Raw genomic sequence first — 20,815 nt, 5'->3', positions numbered from 1 at the left:
CCACAAATACTTTGGTCTGTGACGCCACATCCGCTGTCAACGTTGCGGGAACGGACAGGACGTGTCGAGACGCACAGAAACGGCCAACGCGCCACGTGAGCGGGCTAGCGGGCGACGAGCAGGGAACCACGAGGCAGCAAACACTGCCGCTTGGATCACATTACCAGTTACTAGGTAGAACGGTAGCGCCGCGGCGAAGCAGCTGTCAATGGGTGACGGTGGGTAGCGCCGAGGAGGCCTCTAACCTGACATCGGAGTGGAAGGATTGTGGCCGTGACGAGAAACGTTCGTCAGGAGCGCGGCTTCGACGGGTCTCGCCTCAGGGCGGCCCGGGAACACCTCGGTATGACCCGCGCCGACTTGGCCCGACGCCTACAGACGGGGCAGGATGTTGTCCTGCAGTGGGAGAGCGGCGAATGTCAACCGCGACCGCGCAGCATGCCCGCGATTGCCGCAGCTGTGGGCGTTGAGGTTACCGACCTGTACCGCAGCGACGGCGGCGCCGCGACGCTGGCTGAGCGACGCGTCGCGTTAGGGCTCAATCAAGCCGATATCGCGAAAGCACTCGGGGTCACCCGGGCGACAATCTCACAGTGGGAGCGAGGATCGCGCCCTGTGCCCGCTCGACACCGCCCCGCTTATGCTGACCTGCTGGGGTTGGGTAACGATGATCCGGCATGGTGGGCGCGCAGCACCGTGGCCACGTCCAGTTCGGTGCAGCCGGTGCCCACACGCCGCCCACGCCGAACCACCCGTGGACCCGCGGCGCGAGTGGCACATCTCATCGTCATCACTGATCTGGAATTCTCCGGCGGTACGTTTCTTAGTGGTGATCACCCCACACCGTGGCGTGTGTATTCCCCGCAAGGAACAGAGGTGCACAAGACAAGCGGGCTGAGTAACGAAGAACTCCTGGAACAAGGGGCTGTGCACCTGAGTCGGCTGGGCTACCGACAGCTGTGCCTGCATCACGAGCAACGCATCGTCATCGATGACGAACCGGTCCGCGTTGTTCGTTATCAGACGAGCCCACCCAGTGAGAGCAGGCAGCATCTGGCTCGATCGTTCCTCTCACAGTTCACCCCCGAGTTCTATGTGGCAGACGTGGGTGAGGACATTGGCGAGAAGGCAAGAATCAGAAGCGAATTCGAACATCTCTTCCCCCAGTCGGTAACAGACGAGATGCTGTTCGTGGTGGCCGAACCGACCGACTGTTATGGGTGGCTTGCAGACCAGACGTTGCCATATATCCCATACACCATCGTTTCCTACCTACCCGCTGCGAAACGGCCCTTCCTTGCTGCCGTCCATCACGACCACACCAGCGTGAAGACAAACGAAGGCCTCATACCCTTTGACGGCCTGGGGATCTACCGAGACACGACGATCTCTCAAATCGCAGACAAGCTGACGCAGTATACATTACGACAACCTTGCCGCAGCAACCAATGATCGACCCCCGTTACCGCGCATCGGTATGACCGAACTGCGCCGACATTTCGGCGCAGTCATCGATGCGGTGCAACGAGGGCAGACTTTCGTCATCACCCGGCGCGGGCGCCCCGTTGCGGTGCTGGCCCCGTGGCCTGCGGACCGTCGCTAGACGGCGCGACGATGATCGCGACCGCCTTTCGCGCACTCCGGCCTCATGGGTCAGCCCGCATCGGCCGTGCGATCACGCCGTCGGCCAGCATTCCGAATTGCAGATCACGATTGCACGTCACGGCCCGTACCCGACGGCTGGGACCGCCCAGTTGCAGATAAATCGAGCCGGGAAGCGTTGCAATCAAATCGGTTCCGGTGAATCAGCTCAGCGCCTAGGTGTACGCAGCGCCACTCGTGGATAGCACGCGACAACCCCGCCATGGTCGAGGCGAGGCCGGTCAATCGGGCCATGAAAGGGGTGGCTTCGCGGCCACGTCCTCCCCAAAGGCCGCATATTTAGCCTCGGCCGGAATGGTGCAGACGCCGAACAGGGCCGCAACGTCGACCGACAGCTTTGACAACCCCTGACCAGATCTGGGGTCTGGTTGCGACTGTTGTCCGACCCGACCTGGGCGAACCGGTAGGGTTGCGCCGCTAGGCGAGGGCCGACGTTCTGGGTCGTTTCGCTGGTGCCCATGATCCTCATCTTGTGGCTGCATTGTTTCGAAACTCGTTGTAGGAGTCAAATATCCGAGTCGTGGCGATCGACTGCAGCGGTGCGGGTGAGTGTCGCGGCCCGACGCATGGCCTGCTGGTATTCGGATTCGATCCGGTCGACAATGGCGGCCACGGATTCGATGGCGCGAATCGTTTGCAGTCCCTGTCCGGCGGCCCACACGTCTTTCCAACGGGCGATTGCATTGTCTCCAGCGGTGTAGTTCTTGTGCTTCGCCAGCGGTGGTAGGTGTTCAGGGTCAAGTCCATTGGCGACCAGGCTGGGTCTCAGCCAGGAGGCTGGCGTTCCGGTGATGGCCGAGCTGATCACGAGATCGTCGGGTCCGCTGTCGACGATCATCTGTTTGTAGTCGGGCTGGGCCATGCTTTCGGCGGCGGCGAGGAATCGGGTTCCCATGTAGATCAGGTCGGCGCCTGCGGTGACTGCGCCGGCGACTCCGTGTCCGTCGCTGATCCCGCCACCGAGGATGAGCGTGCCGTGAAAGAACTCCCGGACTGCTGAGGTGAACGCGAAGGGGGAGAGGTGCCCGGTGTGGCCACCGGCGCCGGCTGACACGCATGCCAAACCATCGACGCCGACGGCGGCGGCCTTTCGTGCCAGCTTCATGTTCACCACGTCGGCGATCACGGTGCCGCCGTATCCCTTGACCACCTCCATCACTGGTCCGGGCGAGCCGAGGGCGGTGATGACGAGTTCCGGCTTGTAGGTTGCGATCAGTCGAAGGTCTTCACCGAGTCGGGCGTTGCTGCTGTGGGTGACGATGTTGGCCGCCCACGGCGCCGCAGTGCTCGATGACGGCGTCGCGAGATCGTCGGTGATCGATCCCATCCAGCGGTCGAGATCCTCGACTGTGCGGCAGTTTTGGGTGGGGAAGGAGCCGATGACTCCGGCGCGGCACGCTGCGGTAACCAGTTCTGGCCCCGATACGAGGAACATGGGGGCGGCGATCACGGGCAGCCGCAGGCGGCTTTGCAGCGGTTCGGTCACAGTGCGTCCTGAGGCTTCTCGGTGAGGCACGGCACACTCAATAATGCTGCGTCAGAGGGTGTTCGGTCGTAGGCGGCGAGTAGTAGCGTTGCTTGAGTGCGGTCGACTTTGCCCATCGCGGTCAGCGGTAGCGATACCAGGCGGTGAACCGCCTTGGGACGCTTGAAGTCAGAGAGGCGTTGGCGACTGCGCGCGAGGACTTGATCGTCGGTGACGGTGGCATCCGGCGCTACGGTGAACCCGACGACGATCCGCTGTCCCCAAAGCGAATCCGGCAGCCCGACGACAACCACGTCGGCCACCCCCTCGATGCCCGCGATTGCTTCCTCGACCTCGCGGGGGTACACGTTGTAGCCGCCGGTGATGATCATGTCCTTGTTGCGGCCGGTGAGGTAGATGTAACCGTCCAGTGAGCGGAAGCCGAGATCACCTGACCGTAACTGACCGCCGATGTGTGTCTTGGCGAGGTCTTCGCGGCCATCCGGATTGTGGTAGCCGGCGCTTACGGCAGGCCCGGAAACCACGAGTTCACCGATCGCGCCATCGGGTACGGGTCCGTGGTCATCGTGAAACTCGATGTGGACGCCGTCACAGGGTGTGCCAGCAGATGCGAGGAGCTCGGGCTTCTCGGTGATTCCGCGACGGTGAGCGGCGGCGTCGAGCACGGTCAACGGCGGGATGGCTTCGACCATTCCGTAGTACTGCACCAAATTTGGGGTGATCCGGCGGTGTGCCTGGCGGATGTGCTCGGCCGGCATCGGGGCACCGGCGTAGGCGAGCATCCGCAACCCACGCAGCGGAGCCAGGGTGTGATCATCGAAGTCAAGTAGGCGCGCGACAACAGTTGGTACCAGCGCTGTATGGGTGGCGCCGGTGGTGCTGACCGCGTCGATGATCTGCGTCGGCCGGGGATGATCCAGGAGCACCTGGCGCCCGCCTAGCTCCAGGATGGGCAAGACGAACAGGCCGCTTGTGTGGATGACGGGTCCCGCGTGCAGAAATACCGCGGGTTGGGTGGGGTCGAGAGTGGGAGCCAGGACGTGCCGACGCATCGCGTGCAGCGACGACAACCGGTTCGCGTGGGTGCGTTGTGCGCCCTTGGGCGTACCGGTCGTGCCCGACGAGTAATGCAACGCGCACAACGATTCTGGGTGGGGAGTCGGCAATGCCGGTCCGGATCCCGTTGTGGCGGTGATGAGGTCCTCAAGCGAGCATCTCCCGGAATCGGGGTGCACGCTTGCTGGGGCCGAGACGTAAGTCGGCGCTGCAGTACGACGGACCAACTCCGGGGCTCCCTCAATTCGGGGGTCGACGATCAGCGCCGCTGCTTGGCAGTCCAGCCTGATCGCGTTCCATTCGTCGGGGCCCAGACGGGGATTCAGTGCGACCCGAACCAGTCCGGCCACCGCCAGCGCAAGGTCGACTTCGATGGCGGCCACCGAATTGGGCAGCAACACCAGCACCGGGCTTCCCGGTGTCAGGGCCTGGTCGCGCAGTCCACGCGCCAACCTCTGAACGCGGTCGGCGAGATCGGCGTAGGTGAGTGCACCGTCGGCATCTTCGACGGCGATCGCCGCCCCGAAGCGGTCCGCGGCGGACGCCAGGACCTCGTTGAGTGACTTCACACCGCTCCCTTCAGGCTACACTTATTGAAGTAAACAGGGCTGGGTTCGCTATTGGCAAATTGCGCCTCGCGATCGGCAGAGAGAGGCAGGAACGGCGTCATGGCGCAATCCATCATTGAGTCCGATGACCGAACCGCCTGGATCGTTGACGCGGTGCGGACGCCGTTCGGGGCGGCGCGGGGTGCGTTGTCGGGGGTTCGTGCCGATGACCTCGCGGCCATGCCGATCACCGAACTGGTTGGCCGCCATCGTTGGTTGGATCCTGCCCACATCGACGAGGTGGTCTGGGGAAACGCCAACGGCGCGGGCGAGGATAACCGCAACATTGCTCGGATGGCAGCGCTGTTGGCTGGATTGCCGGTCACTGTGCCGGGAGTGACGGTCAACCGACTCTGCGGGTCGGGCGCCGAAGCGATGGTGTCGGCGGCACACCGCGTCGTGGCCGGCGACGCCGACGTGGTGATCGCGGGTGGCTCGGAGAGCATGAGCCGAGCACCGTTCGTTGTTCCGCCCGTGGACAGGGCTTTTCCGCGGGCGCTGGAGTTGGTGTCGACCACGGTCGGCTGGAGAATGGTCAATCCCCGCTTCCCCGCCCCTTGGGTCCAGACTCTTGGCCGCTCAGCCGAGCTGATCGCGCAGGAGAAGGGCATCGGGCGATCCCGGCAAGACGAATGGGCGCTGCGGTCCCACCACCTTTCAGGCAAGGCGTGGGCCAACGGCGACCACGACGGATTCGTGCTGGTCCGGGATGGTTTGCCCCGCGACGAGTCGATCCGCGATCCCGACTCCGAGGCGATGGCGGCCCTGCGGCCGGCGTTCTCCGACACGGGAACCGTGACGGCCGGCAATTCGTCTCCGTTAAGCGATGGTGCGGTGGCGACGCTGGTGGCCACCGCGGAGGTCGTGCGCCGCTGCGGGGTTCAGCCGCTGGGTCGTATCGTCGCCTCGGCGGTGGTCGGCGTCGAACCGCAGCGGTTCGCGCTGGCCCCGGTGTCGGCGATCGGCAAGGCACTCTCGCGCGCCGGGCTGAGTCTGACCGACGTCCATGTCCTCGAACTCAACGAGGCGTTCGCCGCGATGGTCCTGGCGTGTATCGACGAACTGCCTGGACTTTACCTCGACCGGGTGAACCCGGGAGGCGGTGCCATCGCGATGGGGCATCCGCTGGGTGGGTCGGCCGCCAGGATCGTCGTCGACTGCCTGCGTTCCCTGCGGAGGCGAGGTGGCGGCATCGGTGTCGCTGCCGCGTGTATCGGCGTAGGACAGGGGATCGCTATCGTGGTCGAGGCGTGAGGCGGCCACCGCCAGAGGCGCCGATCACCGCCGGGAGGTGGGGCAATATGGCCGTGGTCGAAGGTGTGGGCGACGGGCGTGGGTTGTCGAGCCCGATTGCGCAGACGATCGACCTACTCGGGGACCGGCTCACCATGGCCATCCTGCGTGAAGCATTCATCGCCCGCATCCGCCGGTTCAGCCAATGGATCGACCGGACCGGCGCGCCCCCAGCAGTGTTGACGTCGCGTCTCAACGCGCTGGTCGAGGCGGGGCTGATGGTGCGCGAGCCCCGGTCGGCGGGGCTGGACCGCCACGACTACTTGCTCACCGACCTCGGCGTCGCGACCTGGGAAGTCCTGGTCAGCGTCTGGTGGTGGCAGCGGGAGTGGTCACCAGACGGTGTTCTGCAGCCAGAATTGGTGCACCTGGACTGCGGTCACCGCGGACCCCCGGAACTGATGTGTCGGCATTGCAACCACACCGTCAAGGCCCGCGACGCCGACGTGGAGATGGATTCGAGCTCACTGATACTCGCCGGGCGCAGCAGCCGGCGCCGCTTGACGCGCGCAGACCCCCAGTTGCACCGAGCCGACCTGCAATTCACCGAGGTCATGGAGGCCGTAGGAGATCGATGGAGTGCCCTGGTCACCGGACTGGCGCTGTCGGGGGTGTCCAGATTCGGCGAATTCCAGTCGACTCTGAAGATCTCACCGACCACGCTCAGCGACCGCCTGATGAGACTGACTGACGTACAGATGCTGACCCGCGGCGACGATGAGCGCGAGTATGCGCTGACGCCGCGCGGCCGCGCGCTCTTTCCGATCTTCGCCTTCCAGCTGGCCTGGACGCAGCGCGCCCACCCGAGCACCACCGGACTGGGTTTGAGCCTGCGTCATCGGCTGTGCGACGCGACGTCGTTGATCCCGGCGCTGCGTTGTCGCGGATGCGACGCCGCAATGACGCGCACATCCGTGCATTTCGAGGGCCACCCGGCTTCCTGACCGGCTGCGACGTGGCTGATCCGCAGACGGCCGGTTGCAAAAGCTCCATGCAACTGATTCACTTCATTTAACGTAGTGAATTCGGCGGTGATCAACCGCGGATTCTGCAGAGTCTCGGATATCGGAGTGAACGTCCATGTTCTTTGACAATCATCGCGACCTTCTTCGCGACGCAACGGAGGCCAACCGCACTCGGGCCGCCTGGACCGGCTTCTCGCCGATCACGGCACCGGAGCCGGCGCGGGCCGAAGCGATCATCAGCTCCTATGACGGTGTGACGCTAGAGCATTGCGCACCGGCGTCTAATGCAATCTCCGCGCGCGAGGTGTCGCCGTATACCGGCAAGGCACTCAATGTGAGCTACAGTGCCCCGTCGCGGGCCCAAGCCATCGCGGCCGCCTCGACGGCGGCAAGGGCGCTTCGCGAGACCACGGCGAGCGTCCGGGTCGGAGTGGGACTGGAAGCCCTGCACCGCATCCACCAACGCGGAGACGAGGTCGCCGCGGCGACGTCACACACCACCGGCCAGAGCCTGAACATGGCGTGTACGGGCAGCGGAACGAACGCCTTGGATCGGGGCTTGGAAGCACTCGCCGTGGCGTGGTCGGCGATGACGCGCATACCGGAAAACGTGCAGTGGCAGCAGAGGTTTGGCAAGTCCGAGGTGAGGTTGCACAAACGCTACCGAACTCGCCCGCTGGGCATCGCGCTGGTCGTCGCCTGCGCATCGTTCCCGGCGTGGAACGCCTATCCAGCCATCCTGGCCAACCTCGCCACCGGCAACCCCGTCCTGGTCAAACCGCATCCGACGTCCATACTGGCGACCGCGTTGGCGATCGGCGTCCTGCGTGAGGTGCTCACCGAAGCCGGATTACCCGCCGACGCCGTGCAGCTGGTCGTCGACACCGCCTACCACCCCATCACCGCAGCGCTGGCCACCGATGCCGCGGTGCGCATCGTCGACTTCACCGGCGGCCCGACATTCGGCTCGTGGCTCGAACAGCACGCCGCCAATGCCTTGGTGTTCACCGAAACCGCTGGCGTGAACACCGTCATCGTCGATTCGGCCGAGGACCCCGCAGCGCTGATCCACACACTCGCCGGCGGGTTGTCACTGTTTTCCGGGCAGATGTGCACCACACCCCAGAACATCTACGTTCCCGATCGCGGGGTGCGTACCGCCGACGGCGCCATTGGGCGTGAAGAATTCGTCGCAGCACTAGCATCGGCGCTCGATGACCTCGGAGCTGCACCGCGGCGTGCGGCGGCCGTCTGCGGTGCTCTGCAGTCGGAGAACACTCTCCGCACCGTGGAAGCGCTCGCCTCGCGCGCCGAGGACGCAGGCACCTTGGTGCGCGGGCCGAAACCCTATGAGCACCCGAGCTATCCGCAGGCGCGCACCACCACCCCCGCGCTCATCCGAGTCGACCCACGCCGGGGTGACGACCTGCCCGACGGCGAACAGTTCGGGCCGGTCGCCTATCTCATCGACTGTGCAGACCACGCGGCTGCGGTCGATCACGCCACGACCAGCATCCGATCGCACGGAGCCATCAGCTCCTATCTCTACTGCACTGACGGCGCGATCATCGACGAGACCGCCGACGCCTACGCCGACGCCGGAGCGTCGTTGTCGGCCAACCTCGTCTCCTCGATGCCGATGCAGTACGCCGCCGCGTACAGCGACTACCACGTAACAGGGCTCAATCCGGCCGGGAACGCCACACTGACCGACGAGTCCTTCGTGGCGGGACGATTCCGGGTCATTCAGGATCGCCGCCAGGTCGAGGCATAGCCCAATGTCACAGTTTGCCCGGGGCGTCTACCTCTATGACGCGGTCCGCACGCCGAAAGCCAGAGTGCGCCGCCACGGCGGCACCCTGGCCGACGTACCCGCCTACGAACTCCTGGGTCAACTGCTCAGCGCGCTGCGACAGCGAGGACTGCCGGCGCATGTGGTCGACGACGTGCTGATCGGGACGAGTACGGCGGTGGGGGATCAGGGCGGCAACGTCGCGCGGTCGGCAGTCCTGTGGGCCGGTTGGCCTGACGAAGTGCCCGCCGGGGTCGTGGGACGACTGTGCTGTTCTGGTTTGGATGCGGTGGAGTCGGCCGCAGCTAAGGTGGCCGCCGGTGTCGCCGACGTCGTCGTAGCCGGCGGCGTCGAATCGATGTCGCGGGTCCCGATGCTGTCCGACAAGCCGACGTTCGCCTACGACGACACGCTCGGGGAACGCACCGGCTACGTCCCGATCGGTGTCTCGGCGGACCTCACGGCGGCCGAATTCGGCTTCACGCGAGCCGATCTCGATGCTGCAGCCCTACGCTCGCATCAGCGGGCACTGCTGAGCCCGCCCACCGGATCGGTCGTACCGGTCTGTGCGGGCGGGGTGACCGTACTGGCGGCGGACGAAGGCGCCCGACCGGACGTGACCGCCGCCTCACTAGCCGAGCTGCCGGTGTTATTTGGCGACGACCCGGCCTGGGACAGGGTCGCTCGACGGCTCCCCGGCAGCGCGCGGCCAAGTCCGGGGCTGCACACTGCCGCGACCGCACCGCAGCTTGCCGACGCCGCTGCCGTCGTGGTCGTGGGAAACCGCCGGGCGGCGCAAACCCTTGGTCGGGAACCGATAGCAGAAATCGTCGGCGTGGCGCAGGCCGCGGTGCGGTCCCCGTTGCTCACCGCCGCGGCGAGGGCGGCCACTCAAGCAATCAGCAACGCCGGAATCACCGCCGCCGTGCTCGACGTCGTCGAAGCCAACGAATCGTTCGCGGCCTCGGTTCTGCTGATCGCGCACGAACTCGGGCTGAACCCCGAGCTGATCAACCGAAGGGGCGGGTCGATGGCCACCGGACATCCACTCGGCGCGGGCGGCGCAGTCCTGCTCGTCAACGCCGTGGACCAGCTGGCCCAGATCGACGGGCAGTACGCGCTGGTCACCGTTCCGGCTGCGCTGGGGCTGGGCGCCGCCGTCGTCATCCGGCGGAAACGGTGAACCACCCGATCGACCCGCACACCGGCCCCAGCAAGCCGGTGGCGTACCACGACTCCACCACCCGCGCCCCCCTGCGGGGCTGCCACCCACCCGCGGTGGCGGCCAGCTACCTGCAACGCGGCTGGTGGCGTCCGGAGACGACTCTGGACCTGTTCGACCACCACGTGCGGACCCGCGCCCACACTCGCGCTGTCAGTGATCCGCCGAATCTGATGACGTTAGCCGGCATTCCCACCGAAAGTCTGACCTGGAGTGAACTCAATGCCCGCGCCGATGACATCGCGGCGAAGCTGTTCGGCGCGGGAGTTGGTCCAGGAGACGTGGTCATCGTGGTGTTGCCCAACAGCGTCGTCTTGACGGCCACTTATCTCGCGCTGTGGCGGATCGGTGCGATTGCCTCGCCCCTGCCGATGTCCTACCGGCGACGGGAGATCGGTCGTGCCGCGGCGAGCTCCGCGGCTGTCGCACTGATTACGGTCCGCGCCTTCAACGGCCGCAGGACCGCCGACGAAGCATGTTCGATCGCCGCCGAACTCATGTGTCTAACAATGGTGTTCACCTTCGGGGAGGGGTTCACCCCTGGCTGCGTGTCCCTCGATGGACCGCTGGCCGACCCCGCCGCCAGACAGGGTGTTCGATCCCTGTGCGACGAACTGCCGCGCTCGAGCAACGACTGCATCACCGTGTGCTGGACGAGCGGCACCGAAGCGACGCCCAAGGGGGTGCCCCGATGCCACGGTGACTGGCTGGCGATCGCCCAGGTGGTCCAGGACGGCATGAACGTGGGACCCCAGGACGTGATCATGTCCCTGTTCCCGATGGTCAACATGGCCGGCCTAGCGACTGGCTTGTTGCCCTGGCTGCTCGGCGGCGCTCATCTCGTTCAGCACCACCCCCTCGACGTGACGTTGCTGCTGCGCCAGATCAGGGGCTACCGGGTGACCCACGCTGCGATGGCACCGGCCGTCATGACGATGCTGACCCAACACGGCAGTCGTCCCGAATTCGACCTATCGTCGTTGCAGAAAGTGGGAGCCGGCGGTGCCCCATTGCCGGTCGAGATGGTCCGACACTGGCACAACGACCTCGGGATCGACGTCATCAACTTCTTCGGGTCCAACGAGGGTGTCTGCCTGCTCGGCACCGCCGAGGACATTCCGGATCCACAGATGCGCGCACAGTACCTGCCGAACTACGCCACCCCCGCACGGTCGTGGGTCAGCCCTGTCGCCCAACGGACCAACATCCGTCTGGTGGGTCTGGAAGCCGGCGTGCCGGTGACCGGGGTCGGCGCTCGGGGCGAGCTCCGCATCAAGGGCCCGACGATCTTCGCCGGCTACCTGGCAGGCACCGCCGACACCAGCCCCTTCGACGACGACGGATATCTGCGCAGCGGCGACGTCTTCGAGATGTGCGGCGCCGGCGGTGAATACCTGAGGTTCGTCGACCGTGCCAAGGAGATCGTCATCCGAGGCGGAATGAACATCAGCCCCGCCGAGGTGGAGGCCCTACTCATCGAGCATCCCGCCGTGGCCGATGTGGCCATCGTCGGTTACCCCGACGATGTCCTCGGTGAGAAATGCTGCGCGGTGGTCGTTGCTGCCGGCGGTCAGGCCCCAACGCTCACCCAGCTCGTCGACTACCTGCGCGAGCAACAGATCGCGTCCTTCAAGCTGCCCGAAATGTTAGTCATCGTGACCGAGCTGCGGCGCAGCCCAGTCGGCAAACTCGCCCGCCGTGAACTGCGCGACGAGATCAAGACCCGGGTGCGTTGATGGTCGCAGACGACATCGGCGCAGTGGCTGGGCCGCGCTCCACCCCGAGTGGTCACGGTGACGGACTCGTCGAGGACCTGACCGACTTGCTCGCAGGCAGGCTGCCGGGCCTGTTGGGCATGCGCATCACCCAGGCCTCCAAGGACTCAGTCATCGGCGCATTGACGATCCGTGAGGAGCTGCTCGCCCCCAACGGCTACCTGCACGCAGCGACGGTCGTGGGGCTCGCCGACACCACCTGCGGTATCGGAACGCGCCTGTCGTTGCCCACCGGCGCCTCAGGATTCACCACCATTGAGCTCAAAACGAACTATCTGGGAACAGCGCGTACCGGGGTAGTCACCGCGACGGCGCGTCCGCTACATCGCGGGCGCCGAACCCAGATCTGGGACGCAACAGTCCAGACCGCCGATGCACGCACTGTGGCGTTATTCCGTTGTACACAACTGGTTCTCTATCCCTGATATCAGGGTGCACCACCGCTGCACTCTCAACGACAGCATGGCACTCGGAAAGGACGAACACATGACCGCCCGCCTTCAACCCCCTGCCGGAGAGCCGGTCGCGGTCGCGCGTCCGCTCGACGCGACCACGGAAAACCCGTATCTGCTCGGCGTGTTCGCACCCGTGCGCGACGAGCTCACCCTCGATGACCTGCCGGTGATCGGAGAGATACCCAAAGACCTCAACGGCGTCTACTTGCGCAACGGCCCGAACCGGCAGTTCGACGCCCCTGGCCGGTACCACATGTTCGACGGCGACGGAATGATCCACGCTGCGCACTTCGAGAACGGGAAAGTGCGCTACCGCAACCGGTATGTCCAGACTCGCGCCTTCGCGCAGGAGTCGGCGCAGGGCCGGGCGCTGTGGACCGGACTGATGGAGGACCCGAAGGACAATCCGTTCGGCAACAACCACGGCCTGGGCATCAAGGACGGGGCCAACACCGACGTCATCTATCACCGCGGGCAGGTCCTCGCGACCTGGTATCTGTGCGGACAACCCTACGGCGTTGACCCATTGTCGCTGAGAACGCTGGGCGCACAAGACTTTCTGGGCACCTTCGCCGGCGACATGATGGCTCATCCGAAGGTCGATGAAGACACCGGTGAGCTGATGTGGTTCGACTACGGCCCCGACATGAACTATCTGCGCTACGGCGTCATCGGCGCCGACGGGCGACAGTCACACCTGGCCCACATCGAGCTGCCCGCGCCGCGCCTACCCCACGACATGGCGATCACCGCGAACTACTCCGTGTTGATGGATCTGCCGCTCGTCCAGGATCAGGACGCGCGCCGCGCCGGAAAATACCGCATCTTCTATGACCAGAGTCTCGTTTCGCGTTTCGCGGTGATCCCGCGCCACGGTGACGCATCTCGCGTGACATGGTTCGAGGCCAAGCCGTGCTACATCTACCACGTGGTCAACTCGTGGGAGCACGGCGAGGAGATCATCATGGACGTGTGCCGAGTCAAGAACCCGCAGCACCAAACAACTTTCGCCTCACCGCTGTCGAACATGCTGGCCTATATGCGTCTCGATGCCCAGCTTTACCGCTATCAGTTCAACCTCAGGACCGGCCAGACTATCGAGACCGAACTCGACGACGCCAACGTCGAATTCCCCAGCGTCGATGCACGAATCATGGGCAAACCGCACCGATACTCCTACAACGTGAGCCTGGGCACCGAGCCGACCCTCTTGTTCGACGGGCTCACCCGATTCGATTCCCAGACCGGTGTCACTGTCGAGCACAAGTTCGGGGCCGGGCGCTGGGGGTCCGAAGCCCCCTTCGCCCCCCGCGACGCCTCGACAGGCGAGACCGACGGCTACCTCGTCTGCTTCGTCAACGACGAAGCAAACGGGCGCGGCGAGATCGACATCTTCGACGCCAACAATGTCGACGCCGGTCCCGTGGCCCGGGTGCTGCTCCCGCAACGGGTTCCTTCGGGATTTCACGCGTGCTGGGTCCGCGCAGACCAGCTCGCTCACCCACCGGGCTAGCGCATCCAAATAGCCCGGTCGGCAACACTTCCCGACCCTCGCCGCGCGTTGGCGCCAGAGAGCTGCGCCGATATCAAGTGAAGACCACACGCGGCAGCGCCGCCACGCATTCACGCCTCGAATGAGGTCAACAGCCATCCCAAGGAGGACTTCCATGGCTCACTACAAAGCGAACGTCCGGGATCTCGAGTTCAACCTGTTCGAGATCCTCGACCTCGGCACGCTCCTAGACCAGGGCGCCTTCGGCGACCTCGATTCCGACACCGCGCACTCAATACTGGCCGAGGTCGCACATCTGTCACAGGAAGCGATCGCAGCGTCCTTCGTTGACGCCGACCGAAACCCGGTGCAATTCATCCCCGCGCAGTACACGATTACCGTCCCCGACGCGCTGCGCAAGACAGTGATCGCAATCCACGAGGCCGGCTGGTCGGGGTTAGGGGTCCCCGAGGAGCTCGGCGGCATACGCGCCCCCAAGGCGCTGATGTGGGCCACACAGGAGATGATCGGCACCGCCAATCCCTCGGCACTGTTCTTCAATATGGGTCCCCAAATGCACGCCGTGCTCCACACCGAAGGGAACGCCGACCAAAAACGTTGGGCGCAGCACGCCTTCGCCCACCATTGGGCCGGCACCATGGTGCTCACTGAACCGGATGCCGGATCAGACGTGGGGGCGGGCCGCACCAAGGCGATCGCTCAACCCGACGGCAGCTGGCACCTCGAAGGTGTCAAACGCTTCATCTCCGGTGGCGACGTCGGCGACACCGCCGAGAACATTCTGCATCTGGTGCTCGCACGCCCAGAAGGAGCCGGCCCTGGCACCAAGGGCCTGTCACTGTTCGTGGTACCCAAAGTCCTCTTCGACACTGACACTATGGAACTCGGTGAGCGCAACGGCGTGTACGCGACCGGGCTGGAGCACAAGATGGGCCTTCGCTCCTCACCGACATGCGAACTATCCTTCGGTCTCCATGACCGTCCGGCGGTCGGCTTCCTCGTCGGCGACGTCCACAATGGCATTGCGCAGATGTTCAACGTCATCGAAAACGCCCGGATGATGGTGGGCACCAAGTCCGCGGGAGCCCTCTCGGCGGGCTACCTGCAGGCTCTTGACTATGCGAAGAGTCGCATCCAGGGGGCGGACCTGACTCGGATGGCCGACAAGACAGCTCCACGGGTAAGCATCCTCCACCATCCCGATGTTCGTCGTAGCCTGATCATGCAGAAGGCCTATGCAGAAGGCTTGCGCGCCTTATACGTCTACGCTGCCGCCATGCTCGACGCGGACGTCGCGGCGCACGCCTTCGGCATCGACGCCGACACTGCCGCGCGGGTCAATGACTTGCTCCTTCCAGTCGTCAAAGGCGTCGGCTCCGAACGCGCCTACGAGATGCTGACCGAATCACTGCAGACCCTCGGCGGTTCCGGATACCTGCAGGACTACCCGATCGAGCAGTACATCCGGGACGTGAAGATCGATTCCCTCTACGAGGGAACGACAGCGATCCAGGCTCTGGACTTCTTCTTCCGCAAGATCGTTCGTGACGGTGGTGTGGCATTCGGCTACCTCACCGACCAAATCCGCTGCTTCACCGAGGATCTCGCCAAGGGTGGCCTGGAAAGCGAGAAGGCGATCTTGCGGCGTGCACTTGAGGACGTCTCGGCGATGACCGAGGCCATGGTCGCGAAACTCCATGCGGCGCAACAGCAGCCGGAGCATGTCTACAGTATTGGACTAGGTTCTGTGCGATTCCTCCTGGCTGTCGGCGATCTGATTATCGGTTGGCGTCTGCTCGCGCAAGCCCAAGTCGCGCTCATTGCGCTCGATGACGCCGACCCCAGCGCGGACAGTGCGTTCTATACGGGCAAGGTCGCCGCCGCAAGGTTTTTCGCCGCCAATGTCCTTCCCCCGCTCTCCGGTCTTCGATCGGTACTGACCAACCTTGACTACGAAGTGATGAATCTCAGCGAGACAGCATTTTAGGTGCGTATCCGCCGGGCGTCGTGCCGGGGACTGCTTGGCGGGGTCTACCGGTCGACCGCGTGCCGGATCCGACGGTGAGTCACCGAGAGAAGACGTTGTTGGATCCCGGCCCAAAAGCATAGTTACCGCGCAACATAGCGTAGCGACAGACCGAAGGCGGTGCCGCGTGAGCGCTGGACGCGGGTTACCGTAGCAGTCAGTTGATTTGGTCGGGGTCGGCGCCGAGGTGCCGTGGCGAATTCCCAAAGAATCGGCGCCAGTGTGCCCGAGCCGCCGCGTGGGCACTCCGACAACGACCCTGTCATAGCCAGCCATTGTTGAGTGACCATGACGTTGCCATCCAGTCGTGTGCAGTCAAATTTTCCGAACGCTCCAACACCGTTAGGTTGTCTCGCAGCACAAATATATTGCGTACGCTGCTCGCGACGTTTGGGATGGGCGGAGTTCGTCGTCCGCCTATCAGTAACGAACCACGATGGTCGGGATGTTTGAGCAGGTCGAGACGTTGAAGTTCTGTGTAATCCGGATGGCGCGGCTGTGCTTTGGTGTACATGTAATCGACGGCGCTGTTGGCGCTTGGTGCTGTTTCATTGCCCCACCGACGTCGGAGATTCGGGACAATCGCTGTGAGACGAGAACCGAGCGCTCTTGAGGTCCTTCAGCCTCGCGGATGATCGCCAGCCACACTCGTGCACTGACCCGCGCTCAACAAGCCGGGGAAACCCGCCGGCCAGCTCGCCGCCCGAGAACTCGAGATCCAACGCTTGCGCGACGCGTTGACCCGAGCCGATGAACTCACCCACGCCGCCGCCGACGCGCTCGAAGTAGCAGCCCTCGGCTGACCGCCAACAGAATTCGGTCGCGCTGCCAGCCAGAACGGGCGACAATGCACCTTGATGGGAAGCGAACTGGTTCTTCTCGGGGGACGATCAGGCGCGGGCAAAACGAGCGTCGGTACCGAGATGCACGCACAGTTGAGCGCAGCGAATGTTAAGCACTGCGTGATCGACGGCGACTTCCTGGATCTGGCACATCCAACACCGTGGGAACACAACCTGGCCGAACAAGACCTGGCCGCCATCTGGCACGACTACCGATCACTGGGACACCGGCGCCTGATCTACATGAACACCGTCAGCGTCCTACCAGAACAGATCCGCAAGCTCGCTGCCGCGATGGGCGACGATCCGCAGGTCTTCCCGATCTTGCTGACGAGTTCGGACGCCGCCGCCAGAAAGCGCCTCCGTCAGCGCGAAACCGGCACAGGGCTTTCGCGTCACTTCGCGTCCAGTATCGAGATGGCAACACGCCTCGACCGGGAAGTCCACACCGGCGTTAACCGACTCGACACCGACGGCCGAGCGCGGCGCAGATCGCGGCAGACATCATCGAAGTAATCGGGTGGTGCCCCGACGCGGGCTAAGGGCTTCGCCCACACCGCAGCCAAGCGCGAAACCACCCAGTTCGCACCGATGCATCGATCACCCTCGACCCGCCCACATGACGCGATGGAGCACCAAGCACGTCGACTCCGTCACGGTCGTAAAATGTCCACCAGCGACGCAGTTTTGACGAATGCACGCGCCGCAGTGGCGAGTTCGTCGTTCAAGGTAACCAGCGCGTCGGCCTGCAGCTGGGTCAGCACGATGTATTCGACTTGGTGTACGTCCGGCCAGTTCATCTTGTTGGCCAGCTGCCAAGCGTGGTCCTCCAGTGACCGGTCGCCGAGGAACCGGATCCGCAGCCCTCGGATATTGTCGAGAATCTTGCGGCCAGCGCGTTCGTCGATCTCACCGCGGCGCACCGATCCGTACACCAGGGCCAGGACCTGCGAGCGCAGCAACGTGGGTGCGGTCAGGCTGTGCTCGGGCGGGACAACGGCTTTATCGGTGGCGAGTTTGATGGCTACCGGTGCATCGATGACAAACGTGGACATCTCCATACCTGCGGAGGGCTCATCGCTGTTATTCCGGCTGACCTGCAGCCGGACCCGAACGTGATCGCCGTCGTCGATCCCCTCGGGGCGACGTAGCGCGATCTTCAGCGGGACCAGGTAGACACCGTCTCTGGGAATCAGTGAGGTGGTCACCTCGGTGGTGCCGATGCGCACCTGCGCGGGGATGACACCCCAGCCGTAGGTGAGCTCGCCATGGTGAGCGTGCAGGAACTCATCGACATGAGCGGGTGTGGCGACGAAGAAATGCGGTGCAGGCCCACGCCACTGGAACACCTCGGCCTCAAATTCCCACTCCACAGCCATCACGCTAACGCCGCAGCAGCTTCAGCGCCCGCTAACCCAGGCAGCACGGTGGCGCCGATCCGGGGTGATCGGATGCGGCCCGGCTGGCCATTGATGATCCGCGCTCCTGTCGGTCGGTATCGCTATAGTCCTGGCGCATGGGGGCTGGATCTGTGATCGAGTGGCTGTTGGATTCCGATCCGGCATTGCGTTGGCAAATTGAGCGTGATCTCGCGGGCGAACCCGCGGAGATCTGGCAAGCAACGCAGGCACGGACCGCGACCGAAGGCTTCGCAGCGCGCCTTCTCGCGCACCAGGATCCGGGTGGCCAATGGGCTGGCGGTGCGTTCTTCCCTGCAGACTTCGACTTCGCTGACCCCGAAGCTACAGATGGAGCGGGCCGGCCCTGGACAGCGACGACGTGGACGCTCAACTCACTGCGGGAGTGGGGCGTAGATGCCAACGTCCTTCGTGAGCGCCGTACCGTCGAGCTTCTCGCCGAGAACAGTCGCTGGGAGTACGAAGACCTGCCGTATTGGAGCGGCGAAGTCGACTGCTGCATCAATGCCTGGACCCTCGCCAACGGGGTGTGGCTCGGTGCGGATATCACTGGCATCGTCGACTGGTTCATCCAGCATCAGATGTCTGAGGGCGGCTGGAACTGCGAATGGGTCGAAGGCTCGACCCGATCGTCATTTCACTCGACGCTCAATTCGCTGAAGGGCTTGCTTGCCTATGACATTGCGACCGGGGGGACCGACGAGACCCGAGCTGCCCGGCGTCTCGGACAGGAGTACTTGTTGCAGCGCAGTCTTTTCCGCCGTCTCACGACGAACGAGCCGGTAGCTTCATGGGTGGGCCAATTCGCCTATCCATTCCGCTGGTCTTACAACGTCCTCAACGCAGCCGACTACTTTCGGCAGGCCGCATCGGTTGATCGCACCCAGCCGGACCCGCGCATGGCAGCTGCAATCGAAATTATCCGTGCTTCCCGGCAGTTGAACGGCACATGGCTACAGGGCGATCGTCATCCCGGGCGAGTGTGGTTTGAAGTGGACGTACCAGCCGGGCAACCATCCAAGTGGCTGACCCTTATCGGGACCCGAGTGCTGTCATGGTGGGAGTCAAAGGGCATCAGGCACCATCAAGCCACCTCGACAGCACCCGACTCTTGAGACAAGAGCTCGGATACATGGAACTCGATAAGCGTGACGCTGAGCTGCTCTTCCAGGTTCTCACCGAACGCGAGGAGAAGAACTCCGTGGCGATCGCCTCCAACGACAGCTACTCGGGCTCGACCACAACCTTCACCGACCCACGGATGTGCGCGGCGATTGTCGACCGCCTCACCTTCGGTGCCAACATCATCGAAACCGGCACCGACAGTTGCCGACTCGCCTACACCAAAGCCTGCGCCGCCGCGGCGGCAGCCAGCTGACAACGGCACAACGCATGTGGGCCCCATCGCGAGCCAGGCTGATTACCAGCATGCTGGTGACCGCCCTTGCAGTGTCCTGCGGATGCTCGGCGTCCCCACCGGAGCACGAATCGACCGGCCCCGCACGAGACGGCCGTTGCGGGATGACCGGACCCTCGCTCGCCGATCTGGCATCGCGCCGTGGCAAGGTGTTCGGCACCGCCTACCGCAGCACCTACGCAGCTGGCGACGCCTGCTATCAGGAGGTGGCAGTAAGGGAGTTCGGTTCCCTGACAACCGAAATCGGCACCATGATGAACACCGTCCAACCCGCCCCAGGGGTCTTCGACTTCACTGAAGCCGACGCCGTCGCGCAGCTGGCCGGACAAACTCACCGGGACTTTCAGATCCACTCCCTGATCTGGGATCCGCTGGACCAGCCGCAATGGCACATCGTCCCGCAGGCCGTCAAGGATCTGCCGCCCGCCCAGCGCCACCAACTCATGATCGACTCCGTCACCACTGTCATGAAGCACTACGCGGGCAAGGCCAGCGCCGTCACCGTCGTCAACGAAGCCTTCGACCAGATGGGCCAGCTGCAACCCACCACCTGGTGGGACACCACCCACAGCGACCAGTACATCTTCGACGCCTTCCGCGCCGCCCGCCTCGCCGACCCGCACGCGCTGCTGTTCTACAACGACCACAGCGCCGAAACCCACAGCGACAAATCCAACGCCGTCTACGACCTGGTGAAACGCCTGCGCGACACCACTGTCGACGTCGTCGTCGACGGCACACCGACAGCCAAACCCTTGATCGACGGGATCGGGTTTCAAGGCCACATGCTCGGCGGCAAAGACCAACAACCCTCCACCACCGACATGGCTGACAACCTGCAACGCTTCGCCGATCTCGGCCTGAGCATCCGATTCACCGAACTCGACGTCCGCATCCCCGTGGTCAACGGCGTCGCCGATCCCGCAGACCTCGACCGCCAACGCCAGGTCTACAAGACGATGACCGAACTCTGCCTCCGTCAACGCGCCTGTTCAGGCATCACGCTGTGGGGATTCACCGACAAACGATCCTGGATCACCGACTACCCCGACACTTTCTCCGGCTACGGCGCCGCCACACCGACCACCGCCGCCTACACCCGCAAACCCGCGTGGACGGGCATCCTCGACGCCCTTACCGGACCGTGACGCCCTCGCACACGGCCTCGTCCACCGAGAGCGGTCAGGGCGCCGGGGAAAGCTCTCGGCAGGGGCAGCAGTCCTGTTCGTCACGGCTTTCTGACAATCCGGTGGCAGTATTCGCTCCATTGTTCTCAGCGCGGGCA

16 protein-coding genes and 1 pseudogene are annotated in these 20,815 nt (G+C 64.5%); 14 read left to right on the top strand and 3 right to left on the bottom strand.

The annotated features are described in order from the left end of the window. The first annotated feature begins 273 nt into the window (after nucleotides 1–273). Together ACXPWS_RS16420 and ACXPWS_RS16415 are read left to right on the top strand one after the other, a co-directional pair. Nucleotides 274–1,452, top strand: coding sequence for a helix-turn-helix domain-containing protein (locus ACXPWS_RS16420; protein ID WP_458707677.1), 1,179 nt, complete (start codon nucleotides 274–276; stop codon nucleotides 1,450–1,452). Nucleotides 1,453–1,477: 25 nt separating this feature from the next. After that, the gene (locus ACXPWS_RS16415) at nucleotides 1,478–1,603 is read left to right on the top strand and encodes a type II toxin-antitoxin system Phd/YefM family antitoxin (protein ID WP_458707676.1); all 126 of its coding nucleotides are present in this window, start codon (nucleotides 1,478–1,480) and stop codon (nucleotides 1,601–1,603) included. A gap of 564 nt (nucleotides 1,604–2,167) precedes the next feature. Here ACXPWS_RS16415 and ACXPWS_RS16410 read toward each other — a convergent pair. After that, a complete protein-coding gene (locus ACXPWS_RS16410; RefSeq protein ID WP_458707675.1) occupies nucleotides 2,168–3,148 on the bottom strand; it encodes an NAD(P)H-dependent flavin oxidoreductase in 981 nt (326 codons plus the stop codon). Next, entirely contained in the window at nucleotides 3,145–4,773 is a 1,629-nt protein-coding gene (locus tag ACXPWS_RS16405) for a class I adenylate-forming enzyme family protein (protein ID WP_458707674.1), read from the bottom strand. Before ACXPWS_RS16405 ends, ACXPWS_RS16410 begins: the two co-directional genes overlap by 4 nt. Before the next feature lie 99 nt (nucleotides 4,774–4,872). Here ACXPWS_RS16405 and ACXPWS_RS16400 point away from each other — a divergent pair, with 99 nt between their 5' ends. The 9 genes from ACXPWS_RS16400 to ACXPWS_RS16360 all read left to right on the top strand — a co-directional run bounded on the left by ACXPWS_RS16400 (nucleotide 4,873) and on the right by ACXPWS_RS16360 (nucleotide 17,211). Then, nucleotides 4,873–6,066 (top strand): thiolase family protein, encoded by a 1,194-nt coding sequence (locus ACXPWS_RS16400; protein ID WP_458707673.1) that lies wholly within the window; start codon nucleotides 4,873–4,875, stop codon nucleotides 6,064–6,066. Between the two features lie 47 nt (nucleotides 6,067–6,113). Then, nucleotides 6,114–7,049, top strand: a complete 936-nt coding sequence (locus ACXPWS_RS16395) for a winged helix-turn-helix transcriptional regulator (protein ID WP_458707672.1) — start codon at nucleotides 6,114–6,116, stop codon at nucleotides 7,047–7,049. Nucleotides 7,050–7,404: 355 nt separating this feature from the next. Continuing rightward, nucleotides 7,405–8,844, top strand: a complete 1,440-nt coding sequence (locus tag ACXPWS_RS16390; protein ID WP_458707671.1) for an aldehyde dehydrogenase family protein — start codon at nucleotides 7,405–7,407, stop codon at nucleotides 8,842–8,844. Nucleotides 8,845–8,848: 4 nt separating this feature from the next. Then, nucleotides 8,849–10,045: a thiolase family protein gene (locus tag ACXPWS_RS16385; RefSeq protein WP_458707670.1), complete on the top strand. Its 1,197-nt coding sequence runs from the start codon at nucleotides 8,849–8,851 to the stop codon at nucleotides 10,043–10,045. Further along, a complete protein-coding gene (locus tag ACXPWS_RS16380) occupies nucleotides 10,042–11,820 on the top strand; it encodes a class I adenylate-forming enzyme family protein (RefSeq protein ID WP_458707669.1) in 1,779 nt (592 codons plus the stop codon). Before ACXPWS_RS16385 ends, ACXPWS_RS16380 begins: the two co-directional genes overlap by 4 nt. A gap of 119 nt (nucleotides 11,821–11,939) precedes the next feature. After that, nucleotides 11,940–12,284: a PaaI family thioesterase gene (locus tag ACXPWS_RS16375; RefSeq protein ID WP_458713565.1), complete on the top strand. Its 345-nt coding sequence runs from the start codon at nucleotides 11,940–11,942 to the stop codon at nucleotides 12,282–12,284. 61 nt (nucleotides 12,285–12,345) lie between these two features. Beyond that, a complete protein-coding gene (locus ACXPWS_RS16370) occupies nucleotides 12,346–13,827 on the top strand; it encodes a carotenoid oxygenase family protein (protein WP_458707668.1) in 1,482 nt (493 codons plus the stop codon). A gap of 154 nt (nucleotides 13,828–13,981) precedes the next feature. Continuing rightward, nucleotides 13,982–15,814: an acyl-CoA dehydrogenase gene (locus ACXPWS_RS16365; protein WP_458707667.1), complete on the top strand. Its 1,833-nt coding sequence runs from the start codon at nucleotides 13,982–13,984 to the stop codon at nucleotides 15,812–15,814. Nucleotides 15,815–16,710: 896 nt separating this feature from the next. Further along, nucleotides 16,711–17,211 carry an ATPase gene (locus ACXPWS_RS16360; RefSeq protein WP_458707666.1) on the top strand — a complete coding sequence of 167 codons (501 nt, stop codon included), beginning with the start codon at nucleotides 16,711–16,713 and terminating at the stop codon, nucleotides 17,209–17,211. Between the two features lie 137 nt (nucleotides 17,212–17,348). On the opposite strand, the gene ACXPWS_RS16355 is transcribed toward ACXPWS_RS16360, so the two are convergent. Continuing rightward, complete coding sequence (locus ACXPWS_RS16355) at nucleotides 17,349–18,074, bottom strand: DUF1905 domain-containing protein (protein ID WP_458707665.1); 726 nt, start codon at nucleotides 18,072–18,074, stop codon at nucleotides 17,349–17,351. Nucleotides 18,075–18,226: 152 nt separating this feature from the next. Between ACXPWS_RS16355 and ACXPWS_RS16350 the strand changes: the two genes are divergently transcribed. The 3 genes and pseudogenes from ACXPWS_RS16350 (at nucleotide 18,227) to ACXPWS_RS16340 (ending at nucleotide 20,678) form a co-directional block, all read left to right on the top strand. After that, complete coding sequence (locus ACXPWS_RS16350; RefSeq protein WP_458707664.1) at nucleotides 18,227–19,228, top strand: squalene cyclase; 1,002 nt, start codon at nucleotides 18,227–18,229, stop codon at nucleotides 19,226–19,228. Nucleotides 19,229–19,233: 5 nt separating this feature from the next. Next, nucleotides 19,234–19,491: pseudogene (locus ACXPWS_RS16345) on the top strand (ATP-binding protein); the annotation flags it as partial. Nucleotides 19,492–19,541: 50 nt separating this feature from the next. Continuing rightward, nucleotides 19,542–20,678 carry an endo-1,4-beta-xylanase gene (locus ACXPWS_RS16340; RefSeq protein WP_458707663.1) on the top strand — a complete coding sequence of 379 codons (1,137 nt, stop codon included), beginning with the start codon at nucleotides 19,542–19,544 and terminating at the stop codon, nucleotides 20,676–20,678. Nucleotides 20,679–20,815: the final 137 nt, after the last annotated feature.

This window comes from Mycobacterium sp. BMJ-28 (assembly GCF_054404835.1).
This window is presented reverse-complemented; position numbering and strand designations above follow the sequence as displayed.